Below are 12365 nucleotides of genomic sequence, written 5' to 3'. Positions count from 1 at the left end.
GGGCATCAGCGGTGGCATGTCGGGTGGCCTGTGTAGTGGCCGGATACGCGAAAGCGTGCGCTCGCGCGCACGCCATCATCCTGCGGGAACATCTGGCCTCAGCTGCGCTTGGCCTGCTCCATGACTTCCTTGGCGAAGTCGACCTCTTCCTTCTCGATACCCTCGCCCACTTCGAACCGCGTGAAACCGAGAACCTCGCCGCCGGCTGCCTTGACGAACTCGGCCACACTCTGGTCCGGGTTCTTGACGAAGGGCTGCTCGGTCAGGCTGACCTCGGCCAGGTATTTCTTCAGGCGACCCTGGACCATCTTCTCGGCGATGTTCTCGGGCTTGCCGGCCATATCGGGCTGGGCGAGGATAATTTCCTTTTCCTTGTCCAGCTGCTCCTGGGGCATGTCCTCGGGACGTGCCACGGCCGGGTTGATGGCGGCGACGTGCATGGCGACGTCCTTGGCCGCCTCCGCGTTTCCGCCCTTCAGCACGGTCAGAACGCCGATACGGCCGCCGTGGACGTACTCACCCACCAGGCCACCCTCGCCGGCCTCGACGACAACACTGCGGCGCACGCCGATGTTCTCTCCGATCTTCTGCACCAGCTGTTCGCGAGCCGTCTCGAGATCACCGGACATGACCGCGGCCACGTCTTCGCTCTTGGCCGCGAAGAAGGCGTCAACGATCTTGGTAGCAAAGTCCTTGAAGTTATCATCGCGAGCGACAAAGTCGGTCTCGGAGTTGATTTCGACCATCACGCCGTAGCTGCCGTCGTCCGCCACGCGGGTCACCACGGTGCCCTCGGCGGCGGTACGGTCGGCCTTCTTGGCGGCCTTGAGGCCTGAGCTCTTGCGCAGGTTCTCGATGGCGACTTCGATGTCACCGTCGGTTTCGGTGAGGGCCTTCTTGCACTCCATCATGCCGAGCCCGGTACGCTCGCGCAGTTCCTTGACCTGGGAGGCGCTGATAGCTGCCATGGGGTTTACCTCTGGATCTGTTTGTCAACGGATGGCGGACCCGTCGCTGGGACGAATCCGGCGAATACTGAGAAAAAAGGGGGCCGCGGCCCCCTTCTCATCTGGCCGGCCAACCTGGGGCCAACCGCCGTGGCGACGGCCACCTTGGGCGACCGCGACCGACCAGACGGGCCACGATCACTCGGCGGCGCTGTCGCTTTCCTGAACGGCTTCGTCGGTCACTTCGACGAATTCGTCAGGGCGTCCTTCCTTCGCACGGGCACAGGCGTCGGCGATGGCCATGACGTAGATCTGAATGGCGCGGATGGAGTCATCGTTGCCCGGGATCACGTAGTCGACGCCGTCCGGGTTGGAGTTGGTATCCACCACGCCGATGACCGGTATGCCCAGCTTGTTCGCCTCGTTGATGGCGATGCGCTCGTGGTCCACGTCGATCACGAACAGGGCGTCGGGCAGGCCACCCATCTCCTTGATACCGCCGATGGAACGCTCGAGCTTGTCCTGCTCGCGGGTCGCCATCAGGACTTCCTTCTTGGTCAACTTCTCGAAGGTGCCGTCCTCGCGCATGGTCTCGAGGTCGCGCAGCCGCTTGATGGACTGGCGGATAGTCTTGTAGTTGGTCAGCATGCCACCCAGCCAGCGGTGGTTGACATAGGGCTGACCGGCACGCTTGGCCTCTTCCTTGATGATCTTGCTGGCGCTGCGCTTGGTGCCAACGAACATGACCTTGTTGTTGGACGCGGCCATCTTCTCGACCACGTCAATGGCCTCGTTGAGGGCCGGCAAGGTATGCTCGAGGTTGATGATGTGGATCTTGTTACGGGCGCCGAAGATGAACTTGCTCATCTTCGGATTCCAGTATTTGGTCTGGTGACCGAAGTGAGCGCCTGCTTTGAGCAGGTCACGCATATTAACGTGTGCCATGGATGACTCCTGGAAAATCGGGTTAGGCCTCCACGCACCCCATGGATCCGACCGCCGCATCATCGAGAGATGACCACGACAGCACCCGGGACCATGTGCCGGTGCATGTGTGATTTCAAGGCGTTGCATTGAATTAGGCCGTCCTGCCAACGCTCTCCATATGACCCTCACGGCGAAGCTTCGACGCGGGGGGTAGATGAGAGACGGGCGATTGCAGGAAGACGCGCAGCTTTATACCATGGATCATGCGCAAGTTGAAGTCGCCAGGGCGACCCCACCTCCTACCCCTCGAGATTCCATGAACGTACCCATCAAGACGCCCGACGAGATCGAGAAGATGCGCGAAGCCGGCCGTCAGGCCGCCAGTGTGCTGGAAATGATCACCCCTTTTGTCAAGGCTGGCATCACCACCGGTGAGATCGACCGCCGCTGCCACGCCTATATCGTCGACGAGCTAGGCTCCACCCCTGCCCCGCTGGACTACCACGGCTTTCCCAAATCGGTGTGCACCTCCATCAACCATGTGGTGTGCCACGGCATCCCCGACGACAGCAAGACGCTGAAGAAGGGCGACATCATGAACCTGGACATCACCGTGAAGACCGCCGACGGCTATCATGGCGACTCCAGCGTGATGTTCGTGATCGGCGAGACCATCCAGGGTGAGCGGCTGTGCCGCGTCACCCAGGAGTGCCTATATCGCAGCATCGCGCTCGTCCGTCCGGGCGCTCGACTCTCCACGCTTGCCCGCGCCATCCAGGGCCACGCCGAGGCCAGCGGCTACTCGGTAGTGCGTGACTTCTGCGGCCACGGCATTGGTGCCGGCTTCCACGAGGAGCCCCAGGTGCTGCACTACGATGGCTACGCCCCCGAGGCGGATATCGAACTGGCTGCCGGCATGTGTTTTACCATCGAGCCGATGATCAACGTCGGCGATTCCCGCACCAAGGTACTGCGCGACGGCTGGACCGCCATCACCAAAGACCGCAGCCTCTCCGCTCAGTGGGAGCACACCCTGCTGGTGACTGAGACCGGCGTCGAGGTGCTCACCGTGCGCCGCGACGAAGACCTCTCCTTCCTCGAGCGCTAACACCATGCTGCTCCACCATTACCGCTTCTCCCCCGACGAGGGCCTGTTCGACGCCGACGCCTTCCGCGCTGAACTCGCAGGCAGCCGCTCGCCCATCGCCCCCTTCAAGGCGGCGCTGCGCGAGATCCAGGACCGGCTCGACGGACGCTTCCGGGAGGGCGCTGACATCCGCGACCTGATCCATGGCCGCGCCTGGTGCCTGGATCAGCTGCTGACGGTGGCCTGGGAGCAGCATGACTGGCCAGACAGCGGGGTGGCACTTCTCGCGGTAGGCGGCTACGGCCGTGGGGAGTTGCACCCTCACTCCGACGTCGACCTGCTGCTACTGCTCGAGCACGACGACGATGCGCCCTACCGGGAGTCGCTGACCGCCTTTATCACTTTTCTGTGGGACATTGGCCTGGAGATAGGTCACAGCGTCAGATCGCTATCCGATTGCGAACGCGAGGCCGAAGCCGACGTCACGGTGATCACCAATCTTCTGGAAAGTCGCACCGTCGCCGGCCCGGAAAGATTGCGCGCCGCCATGAAAGGTCGCCTCTCTCCTGCTCGGCTATGGCCCGCCGACCGTTTCTTCGAGGCTAAGTGGCAGGAGCAGATCAGTCGCCATCACCGCTTCAACAACTCCGAGTATCATCTTGAGCCCAACATCAAGAGCTCTCCCGGCGGCCTGCGCGACATCCAGATGATCGGCTGGGTGGCCAAGCGTTACTTTGGCAGCCAGCGCTATGAAGACCTGGTGGCCAACGGCTTCATGAACGACCCCGAGCTGCGCATCCTCAGCCAGGGCCAGGCGTTCCTGTGGCAAGTGCGCTACGCCCTGCATATGCTTACCGGCCGCGCCGAAGACCGCCTGCAGTTCGACCACCAGCGCACCATCGCCGAGCTGTTCGGCTTCCGCGACAGCCCGGAGCGACTGGCCGTCGAGCAGTTCATGAAGCGCTACTATCGCCACGTGACGGCGTTGGCCGGGCTCAACGACATGCTGCTTCAACACTTCAACGAGGCGATTCTCCACGCCGGCGAAGAGCTCGAGACCGCTGCACTCAACGACCGCTTCGAGATACGCGGCGGCTACATCCAGGCGCGCTCGCGTAACGTCTTTCGGGACCGTCCCGCAGCGCTGCTGGAGCTCTTCCTGCTGATGGCCGAACATCCGGAAATCGAGGGAGTGCGCGCCGACACCATCCGCCTGATTCGCGATCACCGCCACCTGATGGACGACCTCTACCGGGACGACGTGCGTCACCAGAGCCTGTTCATGGAACTGCTGCGCTCAGGCGGCAACGTGGCCCGCCAGCTGCGCCGCATGAACCGCTACGGGGTGCTGGGCAAGTATCTGCCGGAGTTCGGCCGCGCCGTGGGGCTGATGCAGCACGACCTCTTCCACATCTACACGGTCGACGCTCACACCCTGCGACTGCTGAAATGCATCCACGGCTTTCGCAAACCCGAGGCACGCGAGACCTTCCCGGTGGCCGCCGCCCTGATTCACCAGTTGCCCAAGCTGGAGCTCCTGTGGATCGCCGGACTTTATCATGATATCGGCAAGGGACGCGGCGGCGACCACTCGCTCCTTGGCGCCCGGGACGTCGAGGTCTTTGCCGAACGCCACGGCCTGTCGACCCGCGACACTCGCCTGGTGAGCTGGCTGGTGGAGCACCATCTGACCATGTCGATGGTGGCTCAGAAGCGTGACACCACCGACCCCGACGTCATTGCCGACTTCGCCCGCCTGGTGGGAGACGAGACCCGTCTCGACTATCTCTACGTCCTCACGGTGGCCGACATCAACGCCACCAACCCGACGCTATGGAACGGCTGGCGCGCCTCCCTGCTGCGCCAGCTCCACGCCGAGACCAAACGCGCCCTGCGCCGCGGCCTCGAGAACCCGCTGGAGCGAGACGACTGGGTCAACGAGACCCGCGGCGAGGCGCTTTCGCTGCTGGCCGCGGTGGGCGCCAACATGGCCAGCGTGGAGCACCTGTGGGAGTCGCTCGGCGAAGAGTACTTCCTGCAGTACGCTCCCAGCGAGATCGCCTGGCAGACCCAGGGCATCCTGGCCCACGGCGGCAGCCAGCTGCCGCTGATCCTGATCAGCGCTCCCGTCGACGACATGGCCGAGGGTGGCACCAAGGTCTTCATCCACACCCGTTCGGTGGACGACCTCTTCGCCGCCACCGCCGCGGCCCTGGACCAGCTCGGGCTCTCCATCCACGACGCCCGCATCGCCACCTCCAGCAGCGACTGGACGCTCAACACCTTCATCGTGCTCGACGACCATGGCAAGGCGATTCGCGACCCCGCCCGCATCGAGGAGATCCGCGCCCATCTCGTGGAAGAACTCGACGACCCCGACGACTACCCGCAGATCGTCACCCGACACACGCCGCGCCAGCTGCGCCACTTCCGGGTACCCACCGAAGTGATCATCGAGCAGGACCCGGCCAACGACCGCACGCTTCTGGAATTGATCGCACCCGATCGTCCCGGTCTGCTGGCCCGGGTCGGACAAATCTTCATGGAGCAGGACATCGCCCTCTCCGCGGCCAAGATCGCCACCCTGGGCGAAAAGGTAGAAGACGTTTTCTTCATCACCGACAAGGCAGGACGACCGCTCATCGATCCCGAACGCCAGGCGCAGCTGCGACAACGGCTGGTGGAGGTCCTGGATGTCTCTGGCTAGGCCCGTTTGAGGCCTACCCCGGGCTTCCCTATAATCAAATCCCTTCCGATCACGATAACGATCCACCACAACGACGCCCGAGGCCACGGCCGGCGAGGCGCGCCTGGATACCCATGAATCCCGATCTCGACGCCCTCAAGCCCTATCCCTTCGAGAAGCTCGCCGACCTCAAGGCCGGCGTGACGCCCCCCGAGGGGCTGTCCCATATCCCGCTGACCATCGGCGAGCCTCAGCACGCGCCCTACCCCGCGGCACTGGCCACCCTGGTCGAGCACCAGACCGAGTTCGCCCGCTACCCGGCCACCGCCGGCCTTCCCGAGCTGCGCGCGGCCATCGCCGGCTGGGCGACTCGGCGCTTCGGGCTCGCGGGCCTCGATCCCGAGACCCAGGTGCTGCCGGTGAACGGCACCCGCGAGGCGATCTTTGCCTTCGTGCAGGCTGCGCTGGATCGCACCCGCCCGGCCAAGGTGGCGGTGCCCAACCCGTTCTATCAGATCTACGAGGGCGCCACCCTGTTGGCCGGAGGGGAACCCCTCTATCTGGACTGCAGCGCCGAGAACGGCTTTCGACCGGATTTCGATGCTGTGCCCGCCGACATCTGGCGCCATGTCCAAATCGTCTTTCTATGCTCCCCGGGCAATCCCACCGGCGCAGTAACGCCGCTGGCAGAGTTCCAGAAACTGATGGCACTGGCCGACGAACACGACTTTCTCATCGCCTCGGACGAGTGCTATTCGGAGCTCTATCTGGACGAAGCGACTCCGCCACCGGGACTGCTGGAGGCCTGTGCATCGCTTGGCCGCCATGACTATCGGCGCTGCCTGGTATTCCACTCGCTCTCCAAGCGCTCCAACCTGCCGGGGCTACGCTCCGGCTTTGTGGCCGGCGATGCCGCACTGATCGCTCCCTTCAAGCGCTATCGCACCTACCATGGCTGCGCCATGGCGCTGCCGGTGCAGCACGCCTCGATCACCGCCTGGAGCGACGAAGCCCATGTCCGCGCCAACCGCGACGCCTACCGCGAGAAATTCGCCGCCGTCACCGACATCCTGGCCCCGGTGATGGCATTCCCCACGCCGGAGGCAAGCTTCTACCTGTGGCCGGCGGTGCCCGGCAGCGACGACGAGGCCTTTACCCGAGCGCTGTTCGCCGAGGAGCACGTCAGCGTGCTGCCCGGCAGCTACATGGGGCGCCCGGGCGCCAACGGCATCAATCCCGGCGCCGGGCGACTGCGCCTGGCGCTGGTCGCCGAGGTGCAACCCACCGTGGAAGCGGCGCACCGCATCCGCCGATTCATCGAGAGGAGTCTGTGATGTTCACCCTGTACGGCATCAAGAACTGCGACACCTGCCGCAAGGCCCGCAAGGCGATGGACGGCTCCGGCGTTCCTTATCAGTATCATGACCTGCGCGAAGATGGCCTCTCCGCCGCACTGCTCGAGCATATTCTCGAGAAGGTGCCGGTGGTGGAGGCTATCAACAAGCGCAGCACCACCTGGCGCGACCTCCCCGATGAGGAAAAGCAGGAGGTGGACGCCAACAAGGCCCGCGAGTTGCTCCTCGCCAACCCTACCCTACTCAAACGTCCCCTTCTCGACACCGGCGAGGAGATCATCGTCGGCTACCGCGACGGTGACTACGACAACCTGAACGGCTAGCCCCCTAACACGTTGCCGGGCCGCCTGGCAGGCGGCCCGTTTCCCTTTACATACGCCATCTCCACAAGGACACAGACATGCTCAGCTTTGCACTCGGCATCGGCACCCAGAACACCCAGGGCGACTGGCTGGAAATCTACTATCCTGCCCCCCTGTTCCACCCTGAGGCCAGCCTGACCGAAGCGGCCACCAGGGTGCTCGACGCTCCCGCCGGCAATGCCTCGGTGAGCTTTCTGCCCGAGCAGTGTGCAGCGCTGGCCAAGGCCCTGCGCGAGGCCGGCCATGTCGACCAGGCGGAGCTGGCCGAATCGTTTGCCACCAGCACCCGCCCGCTGGTGGCCATGTTCCTGGAAAAGGATGGCGCTCCGGCGTCGGCGCCCGAGGTCTACCTCAAGCTGCATCTGCTTTCCCATCGCCTGGTGAAACCCCACGGCCTTGACCTGACTGGCATGTTCGGCCTGCTGCGCAACGTAGCCTGGAGCAGCGAGGGTCCCATCGACATCGAGGAGCTTCCCGCTCGCCGCCTCAAGGCGCGCCTCGCCGGTCGCCCTCTCTCCGTGGACTGCGTCGACAAGTTCCCCAAGATGACCGACTACGTGGTGCCGGGTGGCGTGCGCATCGCCGACACCGCAAGGGTGCGCCTTGGCGCCTATCTGGGCGAGGGCACCACCGTGATGCACGAGGGCTTCGTCAACTTCAATGCCGGCACCGAAGGCCCCGGCATGATCGAGGGCCGCATCTCCGCCGGCGTGATGGTCGGCAAGGGCTCGGATCTTGGCGGCGGCTGCTCGACCATGGGCACCCTGTCCGGCGGTGGAAACATCGTCATCAAGGTGGGCGAGGGCTGCCTGATCGGTGCCAACGCCGGCATCGGCATCCCGCTGGGCGACCGCTGCACCGTGGAGGCCGGCCTCTACCTGACCGCCGGCGCCAAGGTCGCCCTGCTCGACGACCAGGGTCAGGAGGTCAAGACCGTGGCTGCTCGGGAACTGGCCGGCCAGGACGACCTGCTGCTGCGTCGCAACTCTCGGAACGGCCGCATCGAGTGCCTGACCAACAAGAGCGCCATCGCGCTCAACGAGGCACTGCATGCCCACAACTGATCCGTCCGGTCTTTCCCCCACCCTGCAGCTCGCCTTCGATCTGCTCCGACGCCCCTCGGTCACGCCGGACGACCTGGGCTGCCAGGACCTGATGGTCGCCCGTCTCGAGGCGCTCGGTTTTCATATCGAGCGCCTGCCCTTCGGTGACGTGGAGAACTTCTGGGCCACCCGCGGCCACCACGGCCCGCTGCTGGCCTTCGCCGGCCATACCGACGTAGTCCCCAGCGGTCCTTACACCCGCTGGGACTTCCCGCCCTTCGAGCCCTGCATCGACGATGACGGCATGCTCAGGGGTCGCGGCGCCGCCGACATGAAAGGCAGTCTGGCGGCCATGGTGACCGCCGTGGAGCGCTTCGTATCGGCCCACCCGGACCACCACGGCCAGATCGGCTTTCTGATCACCTCCGACGAGGAGGGGCCCGCGGTGGATGGCACGCGCGCCGTGGTCGAGCACCTGCGCGAGCGCCACGAGCGGCTCGACTACTGTATCGTCGGCGAGCCCTCCTCCACCGCCCGGCTGGGGGATGTCATCAAGAACGGCCGACGCGGCTCCTTGGGGGGCAAACTTCACATCCGGGGCGTGCAGGGCCACGTGGCCTATCCCCATCTGGCGCGCAACCCCATCCACCAGGCGATGCCGGCGCTGGATGCGCTGACCCGTGAACACTGGGACGGCGGCAACGACTTCTTCCCGGCTACCAGCTTCCAGGTGTCCAACATCCGCTCCGGGACCGGCGCCACCAACGTCATCCCCGGCGAGGTGGAAGTGGTGTTCAACTTCCGCTTCTCCACCGAGCTGACCCATGAACGGCTGCAGGAGCGCACGGCCGCAATCCTCGACGCCCATGGGCTCGAGTACCACCTGGATTGGACACTGAACGGCGCTCCCTTCCTCACCGCCGAGGGCGAACTGGTCCAAGCGGCCATGCTCGGCGTGGAGGAAGTGATGGGGCATCGGCCAGAGCTATCCACTTCGGGGGGCACGTCGGATGGCCGCTTTATCGCCACCCTGGGCAGCCAGGTGGTGGAACTGGGCCCGCTCAACGCCACCATCCACCAGGTCAACGAGCGTATTCGTGCCGCCGACCTGGATGAGCTCAGCCGAGTCTACGAGGCAATCCTGAAGCATCTTTTTATCCACGGCAGTGCCCGACCCTGAGGCCGACATGACATCCGATAGCCAACCGCGCTACCCCGATATCGAGATCTACCTGGCAAAGGCTCCCGTCGAGGCGCTCGACGAGTGGCTCGGTGCCGCCATCGGCGCCGAGCCACTGGCGCCCGCCGGCAAGGGCCAGTGGCGCACCCGTGGCCATCACGACGGCGTGGAGGTCCCGGTGCTGCTGGTGGAGAAGGCCGCCGATGGCTTCGCCAGCCTCTGGTTCGACAGCCCCGCCACGAGCTGGGAGAACGATGCGGCCTGCGCCCGATCCGCCGCCACCCATCTGGGTTGCGAGGTGCGCTGCTCGCTGGGAAGCTGGCATCCTGGCGACGACCCGGACCGCTTCCTGCGGCTGCTGCCCGACGGCAGTGAGGCCGAGATCGACTGGCCGGATTCTGGACGCTGACGCCTGGGCGTTACCAAAAAACAGCGCCCCGCAAATGCGGGGCGCTGCGTCAGTGTCGACAGACGATGTCGAGCAAAGATATCGAGGATCAGGTGATCACCGTCACATCATCGGCCTGAAGACCGCGCTCGTTCTCGATGATGTGATAGCGAACCTTCTGGCCCTCGGCCAGGGTGCGATGGCCGCGGCCGCGGATGGCACGAAAGTGCACGAAAACATCCTCACCGCTATCGCGGGTGATGAAGCCGTACCCCTTGTTGACGTTGAACCACTTCACCTCGCCGATCTCGCGATCGTCGTTCTCGACCTCGGCCAGATTGACCAGTTGCGGGGTGAGCACATTGACCGCCAGGGTGGCGATCAGCAACATCAGGAAGGCCGCCAGAGCCGCGGCAACATAGACCACGGCAATGCCGCCGACTTCGAGGCTGGCAAACAGCGCCTCGGCCAGGTCGCCGCCGGCGAGATGCACGAACAGGGCAATCAACAGCGGCGCGGGGGCCGCCAGCAGCAGGCTGACCAGGCTGCAACGAAACAAGACCTTGCGATTCATGGACTCGAGTGACTCTCTTGTTGGTGATGAACGTAATAAACAACCACGAGAAGGTGCCACGATGAACGATGACACGCAGCCGGGAGATTCTAGCATGAGCCTGGATCGATCGCCCGATGCCCTCGCCGAGCGCCTCGAGGCCCTCGAGAGCCGGATCGCCTATCAGGAGCACTGGCTGGATACCCTGGACGAAGGGGTCGCCACCCAGGAGCGGCGACTCACCCGACTGGAACGCATCAACGATCTGATGCAGGAGAAGCTGCGCGACCAGCAGCGAGCACTTCAGGAGGGAGATGCGGCGGCGCCAGGCCCCGCAGACGAGATGCCGCCGCATTATTGACTCAAGGGAAAAAGAACAAGCCGCGGCGTCGCGTCACCAAAGGCAGCTACCCCGCGGCTTGACGCTTAGCGCTTACAGGTCATCCAGATAGCGCTCGGCGTCCAGTGCGGCCATGCAGCCGCTGCCGGCGGAAGTGATCGCCTGGCGATAGACGTGATCCATCACGTCGCCGGCAGCAAACACCCCGGGCACGCTGGTGGCGGTGGCATTCCCGTCCAGGCCGGATTTCACCTTGATATACCCGCCGCTCATCTCCAGCTGGCCATCGAAGATACCGGTATTGGGGCTGTGGCCGATGGCGATGAACACGCCCGGGGCGGCCAACTCTTTCGTTTCGCCTGTCTCGGTGGACGTGATGCGCACCCCGGTCACGCCGGTGTTATCGCCCAGCACTTCGTCCAGGGTGTGGTGCCACTCCAGCACCACCTTGCCTTCCTCGGCCTTCTGCAAGAGCTTGTCCTGAAGGATCTTTTCGGCCCGCAGGGTGTCGCGGCGGTGCACCAGGGTAACTTTTGACGCGATGTTGGCAAGGTAGAGCGCCTCTTCCACGGCGGTGTTGCCGCCGCCGACCACCACCACGTCCTGATTGCGGTAGAAGAAACCGTCACAGGTCGCACAGGCCGAGACCCCTTGCCCCATGAACTTCTGCTCGGAGTCCAGGCCCAGATAGCGAGCGCTGGCCCCGGTGGCAATGATCAGCGCATCACAGGTGTAGGTGCCGCTGTCACCCTTGAGGGTGAAGGGGCGCTCTCGCAGTTCCACCTCGTGAATATGGTCGAACAGTACCTCGGTATCGAAGCGTTCGGCGTGGCGCTTCATGCGCTCCATCAGTTCCGGCCCCTGCACGCCGGCATCATCGCCCGGCCAGTTGTCCACGTCGGTCGTCGTGGTCAGCTGACCACCCGCCTGGATGCCGGTGATCAGCAACGGCTTCAGGTTGGCGCGGGCCGCATAGACCGCAGCGGTGTAGCCCGCCGGGCCCGAACCCAAAATGATCAGGCGTTCGTGACGCGCATCGCTCATGAAAAACCTCGTGGCTGGGGATTTCAGTCATAGACGCCATTGTAGCAGCCCAGGCTCGCGACTAGAGCACCTCGTCGTCGCACCCCAGTGTCAGGCTGAAACCCGGCTCAGCGTCGAGACCATCATCGAAGTCAACCTCGATACGTACCTGGATTGGCGCACAGCAGACATGACAATCCTCCCAGGTGAGGTGGCTCCCCTGGGAGGCATCCACCAGCAGATCGAAGGGAGCATCGCAGTAGGGGCAGTGAACCCGCCGCGACGCCAGTTGTTCCTCATGCATGGTGTTTCCCTCGCGCCTGGGCGCTCTGTCAATCAGTGCCGTTAACAATATAGTAAGTAGTGACAATTTCAGCCGTTTCAAGGCGCATCGCCGTTCGGCAGCCCTTGAAAATTGCGCCTATGATAACCAAGTCAGATACACCACCGGGAAGGTTTGTTCACTCCCCGCAA

The 12365-nt window shown here is 64.4% G+C and carries 13 protein-coding genes; 8 read left to right on the top strand and 5 right to left on the bottom strand.

Going from position 1 to position 12365, the window contains the following annotated elements:
• Window positions 1–98: 98 nt before the first annotated feature.
• Together tsf and rpsB are read right to left on the bottom strand one after the other, a co-directional pair.
• Window positions 99–968 (bottom strand): translation elongation factor Ts, encoded by an 870-nt coding sequence (gene tsf, locus ACFODV_RS09365; protein WP_379758101.1) that lies wholly within the window; start codon window positions 966–968, stop codon window positions 99–101.
• A 177-nt stretch (window positions 969–1145) separates the two neighbouring features.
• Window positions 1146–1892 carry a 30S ribosomal protein S2 gene (gene rpsB / locus ACFODV_RS09360; protein ID WP_379758098.1) on the bottom strand — a complete coding sequence of 249 codons (747 nt, stop codon included), beginning with the start codon at window positions 1890–1892 and terminating at the stop codon, window positions 1146–1148.
• 298 nt (window positions 1893–2190) lie between these two features.
• Between rpsB and map the strand changes: the two genes are divergently transcribed.
• From map to ACFODV_RS09325, 7 genes are all read left to right on the top strand, one after another.
• Window positions 2191–2982, top strand: coding sequence for a type I methionyl aminopeptidase (gene map, locus ACFODV_RS09355; RefSeq protein WP_379758095.1), 792 nt, complete (start codon window positions 2191–2193; stop codon window positions 2980–2982).
• Between the two features lie 4 nt (window positions 2983–2986).
• Complete coding sequence (locus ACFODV_RS09350) at window positions 2987–5668, top strand: [protein-PII] uridylyltransferase (protein ID WP_379758092.1); 2682 nt, start codon at window positions 2987–2989, stop codon at window positions 5666–5668.
• 113 nt (window positions 5669–5781) lie between these two features.
• Window positions 5782–6981: a succinyldiaminopimelate transaminase gene (gene dapC / locus ACFODV_RS09345; protein ID WP_379758088.1), complete on the top strand. Its 1200-nt coding sequence runs from the start codon at window positions 5782–5784 to the stop codon at window positions 6979–6981.
• Window positions 6981–7325, top strand: a complete 345-nt coding sequence (locus ACFODV_RS09340) for a Spx/MgsR family RNA polymerase-binding regulatory protein (protein WP_379758085.1) — start codon at window positions 6981–6983, stop codon at window positions 7323–7325. Before dapC ends, ACFODV_RS09340 begins: the two co-directional genes overlap by 1 nt.
• A gap of 77 nt (window positions 7326–7402) precedes the next feature.
• A complete protein-coding gene (dapD, locus tag ACFODV_RS09335; RefSeq protein WP_379758082.1) occupies window positions 7403–8428 on the top strand; it encodes a 2,3,4,5-tetrahydropyridine-2,6-dicarboxylate N-succinyltransferase in 1026 nt (341 codons plus the stop codon).
• Window positions 8415–9587: a succinyl-diaminopimelate desuccinylase gene (gene dapE, locus ACFODV_RS09330; protein WP_379758079.1), complete on the top strand. Its 1173-nt coding sequence runs from the start codon at window positions 8415–8417 to the stop codon at window positions 9585–9587. The genes dapD and dapE overlap by 14 nt, the downstream gene beginning before the upstream one ends.
• A gap of 7 nt (window positions 9588–9594) precedes the next feature.
• Window positions 9595–9996 (top strand): hypothetical protein, encoded by a 402-nt coding sequence (locus ACFODV_RS09325; protein WP_379758076.1) that lies wholly within the window; start codon window positions 9595–9597, stop codon window positions 9994–9996.
• Between the two features lie 88 nt (window positions 9997–10084).
• Here the strand turns inward: ACFODV_RS09325 and ACFODV_RS09320 are convergent, their stop codons facing one another.
• Complete coding sequence (locus ACFODV_RS09320; protein WP_379758073.1) at window positions 10085–10549, bottom strand: cold-shock protein; 465 nt, start codon at window positions 10547–10549, stop codon at window positions 10085–10087.
• Between the two features lie 94 nt (window positions 10550–10643).
• Here ACFODV_RS09320 and ACFODV_RS09315 point away from each other — a divergent pair, with 94 nt between their 5' ends.
• Window positions 10644–10889, top strand: a complete 246-nt coding sequence (locus ACFODV_RS09315) for a SlyX family protein (RefSeq protein WP_379758070.1) — start codon at window positions 10644–10646, stop codon at window positions 10887–10889.
• Window positions 10890–10961: 72 nt separating this feature from the next.
• Here ACFODV_RS09315 and trxB read toward each other — a convergent pair whose 3' ends face one another.
• A complete protein-coding gene (gene trxB, locus ACFODV_RS09310; RefSeq protein ID WP_379758067.1) occupies window positions 10962–11912 on the bottom strand; it encodes a thioredoxin-disulfide reductase in 951 nt (316 codons plus the stop codon).
• A gap of 61 nt (window positions 11913–11973) precedes the next feature.
• A complete protein-coding gene (locus tag ACFODV_RS09305; protein WP_379758064.1) occupies window positions 11974–12195 on the bottom strand; it encodes a CPXCG motif-containing cysteine-rich protein in 222 nt (73 codons plus the stop codon).
• Window positions 12196–12365 lie beyond the last annotated feature (170 nt).

The organism is Halomonas tibetensis (assembly GCF_042643535.1).
Classification (GTDB): domain Bacteria; phylum Pseudomonadota; class Gammaproteobacteria; order Pseudomonadales; family Halomonadaceae; genus Halomonas; species Halomonas tibetensis.
The sequence above is the reverse complement of the archived record's forward strand: the minus strand, read 5'-3'. Positions and strand labels throughout refer to the sequence as shown.